This window comes from Fulvivirga sedimenti, from assembly GCF_020328055.1.
The window spans coordinates 677,715-697,917 of the sequence record NZ_JAIXNE010000004.1; the positions used below are offsets into that span (position 1 = coordinate 677,715).

Sequence of the window (20,203 nt, forward strand, 5' to 3'; positions counted from 1 at the left end):
TGGAATAAACTGATTATGATTAAATTAACTATACCTGAATAAATTAACGAAGATATCTCACAGCAATGACTACTGACTACCTGCCTGCCGGCAGGAGGGCTGACTATTGACTAATCAAAAGCTCCATTTCCCTCTCAGAAAATAAGACGTAGAGAGTGACTTAAATTCACCTGAAATAAAATCTTCCCCATAAAATCCCTGGACAATAAAGTCAAGGTCAAAATTCTGAAGCATATTCCAGGTCACGAAGGGAGACAGGAACATGGCCTTGTTGGGTGGAAACAGCATTATCCCCATGCCGGCATTAACCAATGGATGGATCTGGTAACTACCCTGAACAAATGCCGAATGCCGGTAGGGTGACAGGTTCTTAGCGGTAAGCGCCCGGCTGCTTAGCCGGATCAACCCTTCCGGGCCCAGCTCAACAGGTCCCGCAGAATTAATAAGATATGAAACATTGTAGAAGAAATTACCAATGGAATGGTCAATGGAAACAGTGGCTACCAGGGCCTTTGGATCCTCGGGCCTGATATTTCGGGGATAGAAGTAGGTCATCTCCCCTTTCAAACTGGCGCTTCCCAGATTTCCTGCCCAGCCGGCACCCAGTACCCATTTCTCCCGGCTATAACCACCCAGGAACTGAAAGTCGTAATCCCACTTATTGGTTTTATACATGATGGCAGCAGACATTGTATTGTTTTCTTCCCCTGTGATACTTCTGGATTCAGCCGGAAGGCTCACAGCCACGTCAATGCTGGAATTGGTTCCTGTAAAGTATTCCAAACGAACTGCATCGGTGCCCGGGCGCTCCTCATAATCAAAATCAAAATAGGAATAGGCATTGAATATATCATTGGGATTCCAGACCGTATTGATGCCCCAGTTGATACGCTGCCGCCCTACTTTCAGCGTAAAGTCCTTCCTAATCCATTCCATATAAAGCCTGTCGATCATGGTGTGCAACAGAACAGCGTCTTCATCTAAAACCGTCCAGGTGAGGTCGAAGAAATAAGTGTCATATTCTATAAAATCACTGAAGTTTTCATAATATTTCGTCGTTTCCCCAATGAACAGCCTTGTCCTGAGTGAACCGTAAAACCGCAAATTGTCTTTTGGAAACCACTTGAAATTAAGACGGTTATGGATGAGATTATCCACCAGTGAACTATCGCCAATATGATTCACGGAAATCATTTCCTTCAGGTACCCGTTAACAAAGAACTTTTTAGGCTTTTCTTCCTGTGCCTGGAGACTACCCATTAGAAAAATTAAAAGGAATATGGTGCTAAGAACGTACCTCATCAGATTTGACAACTCCGTCTTCAAGCGTTACTACCCTGCGTGCCTTATCGATGACGCGCTGATCATGCGTTGAAAAAATAAAAGTGATACCCTCTTCCCTGTTCATACGAGCCATCATATCCAGTAGATTGGCTGCTGAAACGGAATCAAGATTGGCCGTGGGTTCGTCGGCAAGGATAAATTTCGGTCTGGACGCCAGCGCCCGAATTACGGCCACACGCTGCTGCTGGCCTCCGGAAAGTTCAGAAGGTCTGACATTGGCCTTGTCCTCCAGTCCCACCTCCGCCAGTAGCTTCATGGCTCGTTCCTTCATTTCATGGCCCGGTCTTTTCTGAAGGAGCATTATGAATTCCACATTCTCCTTTGCGGTCAATACAGGAATGAGGTTATACTGCTGAAATACAAACCCGATGTTATGCAGCCTGAAATCAATCAGTTCCGATTCCTTCAACTTCGAAATATCCGTCCCGTCAATTTCGATCGTCCCTGTTGTCGGGTTATCAAGGCCGCCGAGAATATTCAGAAAAGTTGTCTTCCCGGAACCTGATGGACCTACAATTGCCGTAAATTCTCCTTCAGCAACCTCCAGGTCAACATCCTTCAGTGCCTGAACAGGAATTTTAGATTCATGGTAGGTTTTTGAAATGTCCTGTGTTCGGATTACTATCTTTTTTGCTGTTGTTGGTTCCATAAACGTAATTTTTATACGGTATGTAAAGCTTCAGTTGGATTTAGCCGTATGGCCTTAAACGCAGGATACAAAGCCCCTAATATTGCCGTAATTACCACACCCACAGCAGCGATCACATACGTTTTATTCTCAACAAACGGATACAGAATATTGCTGTAGCCAAATTCCTTGAGGCCTTCTGAATACGCGCTCAGATCTATGCCATGTATCCCCAACCAATGAATGGTAAGCAATCCGGCAAGAACTCCGAGTGGACCTCCGACAAGGGAAAGAAACAGGGTTTCAATAACAATCATCAGGAAAATCCGCATTCTGTTCATCCCAATCGCCATAAGCATTCCCAGTTCACGAAAACGTTCCAGGACTGCCATCAGCATGGTGTTGATGATTCCAAAAACCAGTGCAATCATGATGATGCCAATAAGAACCCATAACATGCTGTCGGTCATCGACAGAAACAATTCAAGCTCCGGCGCGATTGTTTGCCAGGACTCAGCATCCATCTCTGGCAACATCGATTCAAGCTCACTCCGCAATGCGGGTACCTGGTCGGGGTTATCGGCAAGCAGGGCAATCTCGTGAATATCATCGGATGTTCCGAGAATTCGGTTCAGATCCTCTATCTGAACATATGACCGTGCTTTGTTGATAGCTGGTGAAGTTGTTTCCAGCAGCCCTTCTACCCGGAATGCTCCTGCCACAAGATTCCGGTCCATGTCCTGAAAGGTAAGCACCACCTTGTCTCCAAGACCCACTTTCAATTCCTCGGCAAGTTCTTTTCCCAATACAACAGGATTTCGCAAGTCACCGGTAAAATAATCTCCTTCCACAATAAGTGAGTCATGGCGCGTAACACGTTTTTCAGCGTCCGGAATAATACCCATGATTCGCACACCGCTCGCTTTTCGGGGAGAAGAGATCATTCCATCCACAACACTCCTGGGGGAAACAGCCTTAATGCCGGGCTTGTCTGAAATTTTTTCAGCCACTTCAAATCCATCCGGAATGAAATAATGGATGTCATAATCATCCTGAAATTTCGGATGGTGGATTTGAATATGGGATATCTCATAGCGGATTGCTCCATTCACATATGAGATCGTAAACCCGTTCATAAATCCGAGCATGGCAATTAATGCCCATATTCCTACCACAATGGAGCCGATTACCACAAGGCTGCGGCCCCTGCTTCGCCAGACATTTCTCCACGCTATTGTTAATAACATTTTCATCTTATAAATTCATCAACGTCCCTCGTGCATCGCTTCCACCGGTTGTAATTTCCAGATTCTGTACATCGGGTAAGCGCTTAAAATCAGTGCCATAAAAAACACGACCCATGCCTGGCTTGTAAATACTACCGGCTGAATACTAAAGACATAAATCGCCTCAATGCCAAACTTTTCAAATGCTTCCTTATATTCTCCCGGAAGCTGAATCGGGTGAAAGTACAGGTAGCTGATAACCGGCATGCTCAAGGCAAAGCCCACCAATACCGAAATCAGCGACAGAAGAACAATCTCCAGGAATACAACTAATTGAATTCGGAAGCGACGCATTCCTACGGCCAACAGCACACCAAATTCATATAACCGTTCCATGGTCATCATCAGAAATGTTCCAAACATTCCGAATCCGATTACGATGTATAGCATCATGAGCATGATCTGACCGGAGACATTGTCGATCTCAATTCCCTGGATAAGCTCAGGCATCATTGTCCGCCAATCCATGATCTCAAGTTTTCCCTCATCGATCAATTCGCCTCCACCCTTCATAATATTCGGAACGTGTCTTGGGTGAGTGGTGACAATCGAGATGGCTGTGAGCAAACCATCGGCACCATAAAAGTACTGTGCCGCCGGCATCGGCATGAAAACAACCTGGTTTGTCAGCTGGGGCAGACCAAATTCGACTAATCCCGAGACCAAATATTTCCCGGCAGCATTAACACCGTGATACCCCTGGCCAATAAGCACGATCGTATCACCCACCGACATTTTAAGGTAATCTGCAAGGCCCTTGCCGATCAGAACGGACTGATCATCAATATTCACAGGACTGCCCTCTACGATTCGGGAGTCGATGTTGGTAAGAAACGCTTCCTTTTCGGGATCCATGCCGATTACGAGTGTTCCCTTGGTTTGTGTGCCGAAGGATGCCAGCGCAAAGGATTCCAGCCGTGGTACGACTGCTTCAACATCCGGAATCCCGGCCAGTCCATCGATTAAAGTATCGGAAGGCATGAATGCATTGTTCAGCGTTTGTTCGTCCCAATAGCCGTTTTTATGAATTTGGATATATCCTGTGTAAAACTTGACACTGTTATCGATCATGCGTTCATAGGAACCCAGCTGCATGGAGCGCATGATACTGGAAAGAACCACCGCAAAGGCAATACTCACGATTGTGATCACCGTTCGCTTTTTGTTACGCCAAATATTCCGCCATGCCAGTTTGAACAACATAAGATTAACGCATTCGTTTCATATTCTGAATAGAAAAATAACTCTCTGAAAGGTCGATATTAAATTCCATTTCCTGGTAAATGATCACGGTCCGCTGATCCGGATTCTCTGCAGGAATCATATCCATGCGGGTAGGGATAACCCTGCCATCCATTTCCCTTATTTCTGAAAGGACCATTGTATTGATCAGGTAATTATCCTCATCATAATACCTGATCAGCAGCTCAATATCATCCTGTTTAGCCACGTATATCATAATGCGTCCCCAGACAACTGCTGCATCCTCCTTTGGAATCATTTCGATTTTCCAGCTGTCGTACCCGTTGATGGTTGTATCGCCGCGAATGAAGTGATTGTAGTCATAAACCACCGATGACTCCTTTACCAAATCATCATTTGTAAAATCAGAGCCCATCCAGGACTGACTCATCATTGAAGGCGGCAGCTTCACCACACGGTCGATAGTAGGCTGCCAGTTCCAGATCTCCTTCTCCCGCTTGAGAAATGCGGTTCCGGCATCACGCGCCGGAGATTTGATAAGTATCAGAGAATACGTGGTTCCCAATGACCATCCTTCCATGGTTATTTCACGTGTCCAGTCGGGCCGTATGATCTTCATTGTCATGGTAGATGAAGAAGAGTTTCCTCTCATTTTAGCATCCACACGTTTAATGATCTCCGTAGCGTCCTGCGAATATGAAATTAGCGGCAGCAGTAAGAGCAATGTGACAATTCTAGTTTTCATAGCGGCAATATTTTTGAATGAGAAAATCCTTCATCTCTTCCAGGGGGTAATCCTCCCGAATAATGAGATAGTGCAACCCAATCCCGTCAAAGAGCGCTGTCAGGAGCTTTGTTTCCTTTTCTGCATTTGGATACCCGATCTTGAGTAACTGCCTTCCGATCAATTCATTCCAGGCGTTGAATTTCTGCTGGGCCATGTCATGGATGAAGTCAAACTTATCCAGCTGAAGGGAAAGAGCAGTGATCATGCGCCAGACACGTGTATTCTCCTGAATTTCCTGAAAGAAAAGTGTAAACATGTTTTCAAGAACTGACCGGGCATCATCCTCCTTAAATAGCTCAAGATACTTCTCCTCACCTTTCTGAAGGTTTTCAATCATCGCATACAGCATTTGTTCCTTGCTTTCGAAATAATTGTAAATAAGCCCCTTGGATATCCCCGCTTGCCTGGCAACCTGACTCATCGAGGTATATTCATAGCCATGGGAAGAAAACAACTCTAATGCAGCATCGAGTATTTTACCAATGCTTGCCTCACGTATCTCTTCGTTCCTTGAATGCCTTCTGGAGGTCATAATTTTTGGTTCATTATTAATTGACTGACCGGTCGGTCAATATTAATAAATGATATGGGCAATCACAAAGAATTATTTCTGATTTTAATCATCTGTATGGGCGTATTCGTCTACTTTACCCCTGTCCAATCTTGCCATTCCTGCTCCATCCATTCAACTGTCGGATTGCCATCATAGGTAATGATTCTGTACCGGGAGACAAGTGTATCACCAGGTACCAGGTCGAACGGGCCATCGACCATGGGTGATATGGAAAAGTAAGGCATTACAGGATGCAGTCGGACGGCCTGCGGAAACCGGAAATTTTCAGGATGCGCCATAATCAGTACACCGGCGGAATCTCCGTCAATCTGTCCGTGAAAGCTCACCCAACGCTCATGACTATGGTTGCCGTCCATCCTCGTTTTACCCGTTGAGGTAAGAAACCCTCCCTTTCCTTTTGTCCCGATATAATTGACATCACCCGGCTGTTCAAATTCAAGGTCATTCCATTCCGCACTTCCCCTGAAACCAAGTCCGCCATACAAATATTCATTGACGTGAACCGTATCAAATGCAAAGAGCCGGCTGATAAAATCCACCCTGTAAGCATCGGTAGAAGGCAGAACCCTGATTTCCCAAAATTCTCCAAGCGCGCGAGTCGTATCACCGTTGTGAATTGCCAGGTGCTCAAGTTCTGAAATAAATCCGGATGATGCGGGCGCATCATATCTCTCCGATAATTCAACATGTCGTACCGTACCCGTACCATTTTGCTGATTCCAGAAATCGGTATGCATGCCGCGGAAGGTGGTATTAACCAGCGCAAAAAATAATCCGTGCTGGTGTGGATGTCCGGCAGGAAATCCATCGGTAACAACTTTCCCATTCGGAGTATACAGTGGATGTATGAACCCGCTTCGCTGATAATAATCCGGCATTGTATCAGGGGGAAACTGAATGGTCTTATGATAGGTAAGAACCGGACTTCCACCTACCTGCAAAGTGAGCAAATTATCGTTTTCGTCCAGCTCAATAGATTCCCTGACTGTACAGGACATCAGCACAGCGACAAGCAAGACAACTTTCTTCATCAAATATTGTACGTTGGTGTGGAGAGGAAGATGGCAGAATAAGTTGAGGAATGCAAGGTGGATCAGGCAGTTTTGCACCTTTCCTATCTTGCATAAACGTACAAAAATGCTGTTTACAAAATCCTTTTAAGGCTTTAACTTGTTAATATCTCCAGCAGTGTTAACCTTCAGTTTATTCCACCATGAAAATTACCTACTCATTCTGCTTACTCCTTGCATTTGCCATTTCACTTATTTCAATAAAAACCAAAGGACAGCGATTGTCAACGATCGATAGTATTGTGACGTCAGCCGCTTCGGAAAATTACTTTGAAGGCACAGTCCTTTTGGCCGACGGAGGTTCAGTGATTTATCAGAAATCATTCGGATATACCGACGCCAGCAAACAAACGCCTGTCGGGAACTCCACGCGTTTCGGCATTGCCTCTATCACTAAAATGTTTACGGCTATCATCATAATGCAGCTTGTCGAGGAAAGCAAACTTAGCTTGACTGATAATCTTGCTGAGCTGTTGCCCGGGATCGATATACCAAAATCCAGCAAGATTACCATTCATCACCTGCTCTTGCACATTTCCGGATTACCAAATGAGTCGGACCTGATTTATCAATCCAAAACGTCTCCGGAAGAATTTGTTGATGCTACCCTGCAAAACAAATCAAGTCGGTTTGAGCAGTTCAATTACGCCAACATCGATTATGTGCTGCTCGGAATGATCATCGAATCAATCGATGGCAGAAATTGGCAACAATCAGTGAAGGTCCGTATTTTGGATAAAACGGGAATGAATGACACGGGTTTCCTTGGTAAAGATCAATATCCCGAAGATTTTGCGTACTCCTTTTCAATTGATCCGGACAATAACCGTATAGAAGATCCCCTTTTCCATATTGAAAACTTTTATGCCGCCGGTTGCATGTATTCAACCGCTCAAGATCTGCTAAAACTCGACCAGGCAATGTACGGAAATTCACTCCTGACTGAAGCAAGCAAAGAAATGATGTTCAAATCCTATCCCGAATATAATTATTCAGGGTATAGCGTATGGACCTACAAGTATCCGTACGTTTCACCTGCACCGTACATCATGGAAAGAAGAGGTGGAATCCTTGGATCCAATTCTGCGCTGGTACGGATTCTAAGCAGTAATAAAACCATCATTATTCTGAGCAACAACAACCGTTTCAACCCGGATTCATTCGGTGACAAAGCAAATCTCAAAGAAGCACTGATCATGGAGTTGACTAATCCATGACGTGACTTATTTACCTGGAGTTTTATCCTTCGCGGTTATATATATCTCATAACTTATTGAAATAAAGTCTCTTGTGAAAAGAGGGTATATTCCAATTTATTCGCTACCTTGATTTTGGCAGAGGCGTTGGCAAAACCTATAACCCTATTACCAATGCTCAAACGAATACTACTCGGACTGGTCGCAGTCATCGTAATTGCACTTCTTGTTTCATTCACCTATGTTCAATTTACCTGGGACAAAGTGTATGACATCCCCTACCCCTCATTAACATCTTCCACGGATTCAGCCGTAATTGCACTGGGTGAATATTATGTGAACGGTCCGGCACATTGTTCAACTTGTCATACTGAAAATCTTTCCGGGGGAGAAACGTTCAATATGGGCCCTATGGGGGAGGTTACGACAGCAAACCTTACCCCGGATTCCGAAACCGGAATTGGTCGTTATGAAGATAAAGAGATCTTTCGCATGATGCGCCATGCAGTGAAGCCGAATGGCCGTGCTTCCATTGCCCTAATGATGCCATTCTGGAATATGGCCGACGATGATATGATTGCAGTCGTTTCATACCTCCGTTCCCTCGAACCTGTAAAAAAAGAAATTCCTCCACCAAATTGGTCAATGATGGGAAAGGTACTTCGAAGCTTTTCTTCCACTTTTGAACCAGTATATGAGCCAAGCCCTATGAAGAAAGCCCCGCCAATGGAAGCGACAGTGGAAAGAGGAAAATATCTGGCCAATTTTGTGGCGAACTGTGTTGCCTGCCATACAAAGAGGGATGATATGACATTCCAGGCGATTGCCCCCGAATTCTCAGGAGGCCTGCTCATGGAAACAGACGCTGAATACAATATTGCCAACGGCCTCGATCCGAACCTGATGTTCGAGACCCCCAATTTAACTCCTCATCCGCAAAGCAAGCTCGCACAGTTCAAAACCATGGAAGATTGGATCACACGCTTCAGAGCCGGCCGGGTTTTTGCAACCTCGCCTATGTCATGGGAATGGTTCAGCCGAATGACGGATGAAGACCTTGGGGCTATCTATGTCTACCTGAATTCTCTTGACCCGGTTGAAAACAATATCGTAAGCACGGCATTCATCAAAACTGAGGAGTAGCATATCTATATACCTGGCCTAATTCTCTACCCGTGAAACTAATCCACAAAATCACTATTATCTTTCTGCTGATCTCGCTTATCCGCTGCGGTTCCGATGGTGAAGGCGAGAATATTCAACCCCCTCCGGCACCTGCAGTGCCCCCTTTTGGCGGAACGATCTTCCTGGATCCCGACATTATCACCGAAGACGACCCTACCACTTTTGTTAGTCTTTCCTACTCCGGTCAGGCAGAGCGGGTGATGTATGACAGGCGGGTAAATAACTGGATAAACAGTACCCCTTTTCTTTTTGATGCTGTCTTTGATGACGGACTTGAAATTGAGATCCAGGTGAACCCCGAGTTTGGAAAGGATGCCGGTGAAGTTTTATCACTTAAGTATGCCGAAGTCATCGGTCGATTGCCCACCGCGCTTCGCAAGGATGTCGAAACCGTCTGGATACATCGGGGGACAGAGCCTTTTGGCGGTGGAAATAATAATCTATTGATCCATACCGGCCAGTCCACACTCTATGAAAACGATGGAATCCTGGAAGAAACCTTTGTTCACGAGGCATCCCATACGTCCCTCGACGCAGAACATGCCAGCTCAAGCGGCTGGATAGCAGCACAAAAGGCCGACGGAAATTTCATTTCTACCTATGCACGGGACAACCCGCAGCGGGAGGATATTGCCGAAACCTATCTTCTTTACTTCGCCCTTCGCTACCGACCCGGGCGTATCTCGGAATCCCTCAAAAATACAATCACACGTACGATTCCAAATCGTATTGAATATTTCGAAGGACTGGAATTAGATATGCATCCGGTTGAATGATGAATTAATCAAGTCCGACGGCAAAGCATGATGCCTTAATTACGCTCATTATTAAAAATTTGTAATTTGTAATTCAATCTAATTACATAAAATGATCAACCGTCTGTTTTTAATCATTCTTACATTATTCTTCATTACTGCCTGTGCTCCGGCCGATAGTCCCGAAAGTTTTCAATTATCTTCCCCTAACATGGTGAATACCATAACCTTTGAGTTGATTGACGGAACACCGGTATATCGCGTTTCACATGGTGACCAAATGGTACTAAACAACTCAACACTTGGATTCCGCTTCAAGGACAGTGAGCCATTGTATGGGAATTTAGAAATGATTAAAAGTGAAGAAACAACATTTGATGAGACGTGGGATCAGGTTTGGGGTGAGAAAAGCAGAATACGAAACCACTTTAACCAGTTGTCGGTCACGCTACAGGAAACAGGCGAATCAGGGAGAAGCATTGAATTGCAGTTCAGGGCTTATGATGATGGTGTCGCTTTTCGTTATATCTATCTGAAGCAGGACAACGACAGCCTCGTCATCATGGACGAGCTAACAAGCTTCAACCTGAGTGAAGACGGTCAGGCATGGTGGATTGGGGCCTACCAGGACAACCGGTATGAATACCTGACAAATAAATCATCCGTAAGTACGCTGGATACTGTGCATACTCCTCTCACCATTAAAAGTAATAGCGGGCTTTCCCTGAGCTTCCACGAAGCCAACCTGAAAAATTATGCAAGTATGACATTGGCAAGAGTCGGTGGCACAGAATTAAAGGCAGATCTTGTACCCTGGGCTGATGGTGACAGGGTAAAGACCGATGGTGGCTTCACTACCCCCTGGCGTACAATTCAAATTGCTGAAACACCCGGGGAGCTCATTACCTCCTATCTCATTTTAAACCTGAATGATCCAAACGAACTGGAAGATACCAGCTGGATAAAGCCGCATAAGTATCTCGGTATCTGGTGGGCCATGCATATAGGTAAATATTCCTTCTGGGAAAGTCCGATCCAGGGTGCCACCACCCAGCATGCCATGGAATACATTGATTACTGTAAAAAATTGGGGATCGACCACCTGCTTATCGAAGGATGGAATAAAGGCTGGACGCCGGCCTGGTACGAGAATGCCATGCATATGTTCAGCTTTACCGAGGAAGCCGACAATTTCGACCTTCATAAAGTAACTGATTATGCCAGGGAAAATGGTGTGAGTATTATTGGCTACCATGAAACCGGTTCCAATATTATTAATTATCTCAAGCAGATAGATGCGGGCATGAAATTATACCAGGAGGCAGGGATTCATGATGTAAAGATCGGCCAGGTAGGTTCGCGCCTCAATATGAAAGAGTGGCACCACGGGCAATTCGGAGTCAATTATTACCGGTATGTCCTTGATAAGGCTGTGGAATATCAGCTGACCGTTAACTTTCATGAACCGATTAAGGATACTGGTGAAAGACGAACCTATCCCAATATGATGTCCCGCGAAGGCGCGCGCGGACAGGAATACAATGCCTGGAGCGAAGGTAATCCGCCGTCCCATACGGCAACACTTCCCTTTACCCGGTTCCTCGCAGGCCCGATGGATTTCACCCCCGGAATCCTTGATGTGGATATAAAGCAGGGCTATGAAGGGCGTGATGTACATACCACAGCAGCCAAGCAACTGGCGCTTTATGTTGTGCTCTACTCGCCTATTCAGATGCTGGCAGATCTGCCGGAAAATTATGACGGCAATCCGGCATTCAAATTCCTCCAGGATGTTCCTGTAGATTGGGAAGACACCAAAGTTCTCAATGGAGAAATCGGGGAATATATCACCACAGTTAGAAAGGACCGTTACAGTGATGACTGGTATTTGGGCAGCCTGACGAATGAGAAGAGTCGCTCATTGCAAATCAGTTTATCGTTTCTTGATCCGAATTCCATTTATGAGGCGCAGATCTATGCGGATCCCGATGGGATTACCTGGAATAAAAATGCCTCGGAGGTAGCCATCTCAACCCGGGATGTAACAGCTTCGGACACGATACAATTGAAACTGGCGCCAGGCGGCGGTACGGCCATTCGGTTCGTCAAAAAGTAAGATGACATTGCAGCCCTTCCCAGGAATTTAACGGACGGAAGCATTTACTATACCTCAGAAAATCGAATTCCATATGTCGATAGGAAATTACTGCCAACTTTATTTTATTACATACCGGTAACATTGAATATTGCCGGCAACTAATCTGGATCATAAAATATTGTTAAAATTCTTCAGGAAAATTCGCCAGAAATTGCTTGGCGCAAATGAAATCAGTAAAGCCTCGTCGCCGGCAGGCAGGTACCTCGTCTATGCCCTTGGGGAAATAGTGCTTGTGGTTATCGGCATTTTAATTGCCTTGCAGATCAATAACTGGAATGAAGGAAGAAAGCAGGACCAACAGGAAAAGTTGTACCTGGAAAGATTAATGCTGGAAAACCAGCAGGACTTGCTCACATTCAACCAGGGCATCGAAGAACTGCAAAAAGGAAATCAAACGATTCGTGATATGTCGGCAGCGTTCAATGATGCCGAGAGCGGTGATACTTTACTATGGAAGACTGTGACAGACTATCTCATGTACGGTTGCCATTATCCTTTCTTTAATCCATCGACCTCAACCTTTGAGGATCTGTCCAGCACAGGCAACCTGGTTGTTATCAAGGATACTGAATTGCGGGATCTTATCGTAAATCACTATGCGAACTACAAATTCGTGGAGTCCAATTTTCAGGTCAACACCAACTGGGCTCTACCCGTGGATGCGCCATTCTATACTGAGAATGACGCATTGAAATATGAACCCTTCACAGAGCCGCTTTTCGGAAATCAGACGATCAGTGAAATATCAAACGACCTGAGAAACAATAAGCAGAAGTATCTTCGAAATGCTGCCGTTCATTACTGGATCAACGAAGACTGTATCAATCATCTGAATGGTGTAATTGAGGAAACGTCGTACCTTGTACAGCGCCTGGAAACTGAGTTGAAAAATCGAAAATAACCAAACACCCTAAAAAATGAACAGATCATCATTTAAGGATTTGACTATATGCATGATCCTGCTGATAGTATTTATCAGTTGTGATTCAACCCCTTCTGTCAACAATAATTCAGATGAAGTTGCCGCAGAAACTCCATTCAATTCTTCGGATCCTACGGAAGGTGAAGTAAAGTCGGCTGTAGAAAGAATTTTGCTTGCTGCCGGCACTTACAACGTAGAGGACCTTAAAAGCTTGCTAAGTGAAAATGGCTTTATCAGTATCACTTCCCAAAAGGATGGTTCCTGGCAAAACAGGGAGATTACTTTCGGGGAATTCATTTCCGGCATTGAAAATGGTGACCCAACCCCCTATGTCGAAATTGTAAGCGAGTATGATATGATCATTACGGATGGCAGATTGGCCCTGGTTCAGGCCGATGCCGTTGTTAACCGTTTCGGAATTCCCGGCAAACGTGAAATCAACAATATGATGCTCGTAAAAGATGGAGACACATGGAAATTGCTGAATATTGCCTGGACGGTCCATGAACTGCCGGAAAATCAGAAAGGATTCAATATGGAAATCTTTGCCCGCGGATATGCTGAGGCTTGGTCCTGTAAAAGGCCGGGGTTCGTAGCCATGTATTTTGAGGAAAATGGATCACTACAAGTCAATGAAGGCTCACCTGCTATTGGGAGATCCTCCATTACCGAGGTTGCAAGAGGATTTATGACAGATCTGCCCGACATGGTCGTCAGCTTCGACAGCCTTGTTACCAAATCGGATGGCACAGAATTTCACTGGACTTTGACCGGCACAAATACAGGACCAGGCGGAACGGGAAATGCCGTGAAGGTAAGTGGATTTGAATTCTGGCAAATGGGAGAAAATAACCGCATTCTAAAGTCAATGGGGCAGTTCTCTGCTGAAGAATATAACCGACAAATCCGCGAAGGAATATAATATTATACGTCATGCCCGGGCAGTCATTTAACGAGCTACTTGAAAATGTTCATTTAAGGCTGAAGGATCCGGCCCCTCAAATGAATTTCGATGTGATCGTCATTGGCATGGGCAGCATGGGGTCCTCTGCCTGCTATTATCTGGCAAAGCAGGGTTTCAAGGTATTAGGCCTGGAGCAATTTGATATTCCACATTCGTACGGCTCACATACCGGACAAAGCCGGCTAATCAGGAAAGCATACGGTGAGGACACCAGGTATGTACCGCTGCTCCAAAAGGCCTATAAGAATTGGAAGGAACTGGAGGAGGAAACAGGTGAACAGGTTTATTTCCAGACCGGTCTCGCCTACTTCGGAAGCCGGGAAAATCCATTCTTCGAAACCATCCGGCAATCAGCACAGGATTACGATATACAGTTAAATCAATTGACTTCGGAGGAATCTAAAAAGCAGTTTCCTCAATTTAACCTTCCCGACGGTCATCAAAAGCTATTTGAACCTGACGCAGGATTCCTAACTTCTGAACGTTGTATTCTGTTATATATCCGCCAGGCTCTTTCAAAAGGAGCGGTAATACGAACCAATGAAAAAGTGACCGACTGGAGATATGCACAGGGAATGGTGAATGTAAAAACCACGGCAGGAAACTACAGCGCCAAAAAGCTAATCATCACCACAGGGGCATGGGCCGGCAAAACTGTGCCGGAATGGTCAGACCTTTTCCGTGTCACCCGGCAGGTACTCGCCTGGGTTGAACCGAAAAACCCTGAAAGCTTCCGGCTGGGTTCACTCCCATGCTGGTACATGGAGGAGAATGGCTTTGACTTTTACGGGTTCCCTATGCTGGAGCAAGAAATATTCGGCGGTCCGGCCGGACTCAAGGTAGCACTGCACTATCCCGGAATGAAAGTATCTGATCCCGATCAGGTTGACAGGCATACGGGTTCTTCGGATGAAAAAGTGCTGATTGATTTCCTGGAGAAATACCTGCCCGGTTCATACAGCAGGACAGTGGAGCTGAAAACTTGTCTTTACACCTATTCACCAGATGAAAACTTCGTCATTGACCATCTACCTGGCTTTGACGGGAATGTTATCTTTTCCGGGGGCTTTAGCGGCCACGGCTTTAAGTTTGCCAGTGCCGTTGGAGAACTGCTGGCTGAGATGGCTGAGTCGGGCAAAACATCACCGGCAGCAGCATTCCTCGCTGGTAACCGGTTCAAATAAGTCCTGATTTTAACGCTGAATAGCCTTCCACCGGGTTGGGCCGCGAAAGGATTAAAAGGATGGCAGAATGGTTTATATAATTTAACTTTATTGGCCATGCGCAGCCTGATTATTTCCCTGATTCTCTCACTCTCTTTTTCACAAGAAATTTTATGCCAGGATCCGTTGTCAGAAGAACTCAGAAGGAGTCCGTTTGAATGGAACAAAGACAGTATCGAAGGTTTTACCATCTATTTTATTGCTGCGAGCTGGACGGAGGAAAATCTCGGGACAATCCGGCAGCGCTTACCGGAAATGAAAACTGCTATTTTAGAATTCATGAAGAGCCCGGAATATGACCACAAAGTGCATGTTTATATAGTTAATTCCCGTGCTCAAATGAAAGACCTCCTGGGTTATGAAACCAATGGAACGGCCTTTCACAAACTGAATGCATTCACAGCCATAGGCTCAGGCGGAATTCGGAGCATATATTCATCTCATGAATTGTTCCATGTTATGGCCATGAACGAGTGGGGTGTTCCTGACAGATGGATCAACGAGGGTATGGCCGTCTATTCCGATGGAGGATGGTTCGGCTATGAACTGCATGCACTGGCCCATTACCTGAAGGATTCCGGCCGTTTTTTAACACTGAAAAAACTTACCGGTCAATTTGGAAAAACAGACGACCTGCTCTCCTATCCGTTAGCGGGAAGCTTTATGAAATTTCTCGATGAAACGTATGGCAGACCGGTTGTACAGGATATCTGGCAAGGCAACAGGAAAAGTCTTACCGACAGAACGGGTAAAAGTCTGAAGGAGCTTGAGACAGAATGGATCGAAACCATCAATCAGACAGATTACAGCAACATTACCTATTAACGGGGAATCTAAAAGGTCACTTAATGATTTCATCCCAATTCACCTTATCGTTATGTGAATGGGTGAAACCCATAGCCCTTTCTTCATCAATAGTTTTGGTATCTCTGTAGGCCACTACATATGTTTTGCGCCAGTGAGGCGAGCTGTTACCTCCTGATCCATGCACAATGCGTTCATCGTGAATGGTCACGCTTCCCCGCTTGACCGGCAAATAAACCACCTCATCGTCCGGATTTGTCTCAATTACAAGGGTATGCGAATCTTCCCTGTTTATTCCCGCATTACCGTCACCATCACTGTATTTCTTCGGAACATGTTTGCGCAGTTCGGGCTCCTTGTTGGTGCCGGGCAGCACCTGCAAGCACCCATTCTCCAGGTCTGAATCCGTCAGGGCCAGTGAAAACGTAGCCGTCCATGTATTCTTCGTTTTTGGCCAATAGCCCAAATCCTGATGCATGGCAAATTCTGCCCCCTCTTTTGATGGTTTTTTGGCCAGAAATTGCTCATAATCGATAGCTGCCTTTCCTCCGGAATACAATTGATCAGCTATATTTTGGGTGATCTGGTGAAAGATATTATTTTCCAGCTCCTTCCTGTAGGTACTAGGAAGCATCGCGTTCACCAGCTGAAAATCCTCCATAGGAGTGCCATACGGCTGGGACATATCACAAAAATCCCTTCCCATCCGATCCATTTCCTTTCCCTCGACAAAATGATCGAACCACGGCTCGAGAAAAGCCACCTCCTCCTCGGTAAGGACATCATTCAAGACCAGGTATCCCTGCTCATGATATTGCTCAATTTCTTTGTTCGTGAGTTTATACTGAAGTCCTTTTCTGCGGTGCGCACCCGAGTCGTCATTGGCTATTCGTTTCATGGCCGAAAATTCTTTTTGATGTTTATCAACCATAATATACATTGATTATTTTATTGACAATTCAAATCGATGCCATAATCCTTTCTTAAAAAATCTTCCTGCCATCTTCGAAAGAGGTCTATGAACATGAGAGGCCGGCGTAGCGAGCAAAATCATAAAAATACCTTCTGGGGAACTTGCGCTATGGGACTAGCAGCTCTTGTCGGATATTTATTTGGCGTAAATGTCGCCTGAGCCCGTTAGATACGCGAGATTCAAAATCAAAAATATATATTGAACAGACCGGGCTTGTATTTCCACTGTACTATTTACATATTTCAACCAGGAATCACCTCTTAACCATACCATCCCATGAAAAGAAGACATTTTATAAAATCTGCCGCAGCGTTTTCATCCATTACCCTACTGCCTTCCCATGTCTGGTCCACTGTAAAAAAATCCACCTTACGAACCGCTCATATCGGCGTGGGCGGAATGGGACTGGCCGATCTTGGAGATATATCCTCCCATGAAATGGTGAAAGTGGTTGCTTTGTGTGATGTGGACAGCAATAATCTCGCGGCCGCCTCATCTCTTCATCCAAAAGCAAAGACATTCAGTGATTACCGGGTTCTCTTTGATAAAATGGCCAAAAAGATCGATGCTGTGATCATATCTACTCCCGATCATACACATGCCCCGGCATCCTTAATGGCTATGGAAATGAATAAACCTGTATATTGTCAGAAGCCTCTTACCCATCATGTACTTGAGGCCCGGGCAGTGCGGAAGATGGCAGCAGACAAAAACCTGACAACTCAAATGGGGATACAGATCCATTCCTTCAAGGAATATCGCTCCGCAGTTCACCTCATCCAGAACGGAATCATCGGGAAAGTCCATACGGTTCGGGCCTGGTCTCCGAAAAACTGGGGGTACGACGGCCCCATACCCACCGGCAGCGACCCTGTTCCGGCAAACCTCGACTGGAATCTTTGGTTGGGAACTGCCCCTCAACGTGAGTATAAAGATGGATACTATCATCCCGGCAACTGGCGCAAGGTCCTCGATTTTGGATGCGGAACCCTGGGTGACATGGGTGTGCATATCTTTGATACACCCTACACGGCTCTTTCGCTGGACGTTCCGGCAACCATCACGACCCAATGCCGGGAACCCAACGGATTTGGCTACCCCGAAAACAACGTCGTCACTTATGAATTCCCGGGAACGGAGTTTACAACCGATACCTTGAAATGGGTCTGGTATGATGGGCCGGGAGCACCAACGGACCATGAAGAACTTCGGTTGCCAAACATGGAAAGTTTACCCGAACAGGGTTCTATGTTTATCGGCGAAAAAGGTCGCCTCCTGCTTCCACACTGGGATTTCCCAAAATTGATCGTTGATGGTAAATATGAGCCGGTTGATTATCCTGATCTGGAACCGGCAAATCATTACCACCAGTTTGTTGACGCCTGCCTGGGAAATGATACCTGCAGTGCGCCATTTTCATACGCGGCAAGGCTTACAGAAGCCATACTCCTAGGAGTTGTAGCAAACCGATTTCCAAATAAAACTCTCCATTGGAATAACGGCACCCAACTGTTCGATGAATCTGAAGCAAATCAATACCTGACAAGTTCATATCGTAAATTTTGAGGTATCCTTACACGAAACCGTTCCAATATATAAAGGTAAATACACAAGCTATGAATACACTCTTTCGCTCCCTGATCATAATCGGATTATTTTGCTCCTGCAGCACAGAAAACAGCAGCAGCACGGAAACAGACTCGTCTTCACCATCAGAAAATTCGCAAACCGATTTTGTCATAACCGGTCGGAAATCTGTTGTATATACCACGGCCAGCAACTCAGAACTGCGGCTTGCAAATACAAATACATTGTCTTTTGAAGCAGCCGCCCAACCGCTGGAAAATGAAGTATCTGTATTCGTAAATCCACATGTTAAATTCCAGTCTCTTGTCGGAATCGGAGGGGCGATAACAGATGCCTCTGCAGAAGTATTCGCCAAACTGCCGCCGGAAAAGCAGGCTGAATTTCTGAAGGCATATTATGACATTAACGATGGCATCGGATACTCTCTATGCAGAACCCCAATTCACAGCTGTGATTTCAGCAGTGAAAGCTATACCTATATTGAGGAAGGTGACGCCGAACTGAGCACATTCAGTATCGATCACGACAAAGCCTATAAGATCCCAATGATCAAACGTGCTATAGAAGCAGCCGGAGGTGAACTTATGTTGTATGCGAGTCCGTGGAGCCCCCCGGCATTCATGAAAGACAACAATAACATGCTGCAAGGAGGAAAACTTCTCCCGGAATATGCCGATGCATGGGCTCTTTATTATACAAAATTCATTAAAGCCTACGAGGCCGAAGGAATGCCGATATGGGGAATTACTATACAAAATGAACCCATGGCTACCCAGCGATGGGAATCATGCATATACACTGCCGAAGAGGAACGTGATTTTCTGAAAAATCACCTCGGACCAACAATGGAGCGCGAAGGATTGGGTGACAAGAACATTATCGTTTGGGATCACAACAGGGATTTAATCAATCACAGGGCCAATGTAATCTTCGAGGATCCGGATGCAGCAAAATACGCCTGGGGCGTGGGCTTTCACTGGTATGAGACCTGGACCGGCGGCACGCCGATGTTTGAAAACCTGGGGATAATAAAGGATGCCTTTCCGGATGTAAATCTTATGTTTACCGAAGGATGCCAGGAAGGTTTTACTCAGGAACGATACCAGTTCTGGGCTCATGCAGAAAGATACGGACGGTCGATGATCAATGACTTCAATCAGGGTACCAGGGGATGGACCGACTGGAATATCCTTCTGGATCAGAACGGCGGCCCCAACCATGTGGGTAATTTCTGTTTCGCTCCTATTCATGGTGATACCGACTCCCAGGAATTGATCTACACCCCATCCTATTATTATATCGGTCACTTTTCAAAATTCATTCGTCCTGGTGCCAGTCGCGTAAGTACCGCCAGCAGCAGAAGTCCGATATTGAGCACTTCGTTTTTAAATGAAAATGGAAGCCTGATCACGGTGGTAATGAATCAAAGTGATCAGGATATCGAATACAAACTGTATGTTGATTCAGAAGCCGTAACCGTTACAATTCCCGCGCATGCCATACAAACACACGTAGTGGGATAAAGTGTTAACTAATAAATGACC

Annotated in this window: 18 protein-coding genes; 10 read left to right on the forward strand and 8 right to left on the reverse strand. The window is 45.5% G+C overall.

Annotated elements, in window-relative coordinates; all coding sequences use genetic code 11:
• Positions 1–114: 114 nt before the first annotated feature.
• From LDX50_RS21030 to LDX50_RS21060, 7 genes are all read right to left on the reverse strand, one after another.
• Positions 115–1,260: a hypothetical protein gene (locus LDX50_RS21030; RefSeq protein ID WP_225698177.1), complete on the reverse strand. Its 1,146-nt coding sequence runs from the start codon at positions 1,258–1,260 to the stop codon at positions 115–117.
• Positions 1,261–1,285: 25 nt separating this feature from the next.
• Positions 1,286–1,993, reverse strand: a complete 708-nt coding sequence (locus LDX50_RS21035; RefSeq protein WP_225698178.1) for an ABC transporter ATP-binding protein — start codon at positions 1,991–1,993, stop codon at positions 1,286–1,288.
• 11 nt (positions 1,994–2,004) lie between these two features.
• Positions 2,005–3,225, reverse strand: a complete 1,221-nt coding sequence (locus LDX50_RS21040; RefSeq protein ID WP_225698179.1) for an ABC transporter permease — start codon at positions 3,223–3,225, stop codon at positions 2,005–2,007.
• A 12-nt stretch (positions 3,226–3,237) separates the two neighbouring features.
• A complete protein-coding gene (locus tag LDX50_RS21045) occupies positions 3,238–4,461 on the reverse strand; it encodes an ABC transporter permease (protein WP_225698180.1) in 1,224 nt (407 codons plus the stop codon).
• 4 nt (positions 4,462–4,465) lie between these two features.
• Complete coding sequence (locus LDX50_RS21050) at positions 4,466–5,206, reverse strand: outer membrane lipoprotein-sorting protein (protein WP_225698181.1); 741 nt, start codon at positions 5,204–5,206, stop codon at positions 4,466–4,468.
• Positions 5,196–5,780, reverse strand: a complete 585-nt coding sequence (locus tag LDX50_RS21055; protein WP_225698182.1) for a TetR/AcrR family transcriptional regulator — start codon at positions 5,778–5,780, stop codon at positions 5,196–5,198. Before LDX50_RS21055 ends, LDX50_RS21050 begins: the two co-directional genes overlap by 11 nt.
• 110 nt (positions 5,781–5,890) lie before the next feature.
• Positions 5,891–6,853 (reverse strand): DUF6807 domain-containing protein, encoded by a 963-nt coding sequence (locus tag LDX50_RS21060; protein WP_225698183.1) that lies wholly within the window; start codon positions 6,851–6,853, stop codon positions 5,891–5,893.
• A 182-nt stretch (positions 6,854–7,035) separates the two neighbouring features.
• On the opposite strand from LDX50_RS21060, the gene LDX50_RS21065 reads away from it, so the two are divergent.
• The 8 genes from LDX50_RS21065 to LDX50_RS21100 all read left to right on the forward strand — a co-directional run bounded on the left by LDX50_RS21065 (position 7,036) and on the right by LDX50_RS21100 (position 16,120).
• Complete coding sequence (locus LDX50_RS21065) at positions 7,036–8,109, forward strand: serine hydrolase domain-containing protein (RefSeq protein WP_225698184.1); 1,074 nt, start codon at positions 7,036–7,038, stop codon at positions 8,107–8,109.
• 153 nt (positions 8,110–8,262) lie between these two features.
• On the forward strand, positions 8,263–9,231 hold the full coding sequence (locus LDX50_RS21070) for a cytochrome c (RefSeq protein ID WP_225698185.1): 969 nt from the start codon (positions 8,263–8,265) through the stop codon (positions 9,229–9,231).
• 32 nt (positions 9,232–9,263) lie between these two features.
• The gene (locus LDX50_RS21075; RefSeq protein ID WP_225698186.1) at positions 9,264–10,049 is read left to right on the forward strand and encodes a hypothetical protein; all 786 of its coding nucleotides are present in this window, start codon (positions 9,264–9,266) and stop codon (positions 10,047–10,049) included.
• Positions 10,050–10,140: 91 nt separating this feature from the next.
• Positions 10,141–12,144, forward strand: a complete 2,004-nt coding sequence (locus LDX50_RS21080; RefSeq protein WP_225698187.1) for a glycoside hydrolase family 97 protein — start codon at positions 10,141–10,143, stop codon at positions 12,142–12,144.
• Between the two features lie 160 nt (positions 12,145–12,304).
• Positions 12,305–13,087: a DUF6090 family protein gene (locus tag LDX50_RS21085; protein ID WP_225698188.1), complete on the forward strand. Its 783-nt coding sequence runs from the start codon at positions 12,305–12,307 to the stop codon at positions 13,085–13,087.
• A gap of 16 nt (positions 13,088–13,103) precedes the next feature.
• Positions 13,104–14,030, forward strand: a complete 927-nt coding sequence (locus LDX50_RS21090) for an ester cyclase (protein ID WP_225698189.1) — start codon at positions 13,104–13,106, stop codon at positions 14,028–14,030.
• Positions 14,031–14,041: 11 nt separating this feature from the next.
• The gene (gene solA, locus LDX50_RS21095) at positions 14,042–15,256 is read left to right on the forward strand and encodes an N-methyl-L-tryptophan oxidase (RefSeq protein ID WP_225698190.1); all 1,215 of its coding nucleotides are present in this window, start codon (positions 14,042–14,044) and stop codon (positions 15,254–15,256) included.
• Between the two features lie 96 nt (positions 15,257–15,352).
• Positions 15,353–16,120 (forward strand): gluzincin family metallopeptidase, encoded by a 768-nt coding sequence (locus tag LDX50_RS21100; protein WP_225698191.1) that lies wholly within the window; start codon positions 15,353–15,355, stop codon positions 16,118–16,120.
• Between the two features lie 16 nt (positions 16,121–16,136).
• On the opposite strand, the gene LDX50_RS21105 is transcribed toward LDX50_RS21100, so the two are convergent.
• The gene (locus LDX50_RS21105; RefSeq protein ID WP_225698192.1) at positions 16,137–16,997 is read right to left on the reverse strand and encodes a phytanoyl-CoA dioxygenase family protein; all 861 of its coding nucleotides are present in this window, start codon (positions 16,995–16,997) and stop codon (positions 16,137–16,139) included.
• A 351-nt stretch (positions 16,998–17,348) separates the two neighbouring features.
• On the opposite strand from LDX50_RS21105, the gene LDX50_RS21110 reads away from it, so the two are divergent.
• The gene (locus LDX50_RS21110; RefSeq protein WP_225698193.1) at positions 17,349–18,638 is read left to right on the forward strand and encodes a Gfo/Idh/MocA family protein; all 1,290 of its coding nucleotides are present in this window, start codon (positions 17,349–17,351) and stop codon (positions 18,636–18,638) included.
• A gap of 50 nt (positions 18,639–18,688) precedes the next feature.
• Positions 18,689–20,182 (forward strand): glycoside hydrolase family 30 protein, encoded by a 1,494-nt coding sequence (locus LDX50_RS21115; protein ID WP_225698194.1) that lies wholly within the window; start codon positions 18,689–18,691, stop codon positions 20,180–20,182.
• Positions 20,183–20,203 lie beyond the last annotated feature (21 nt).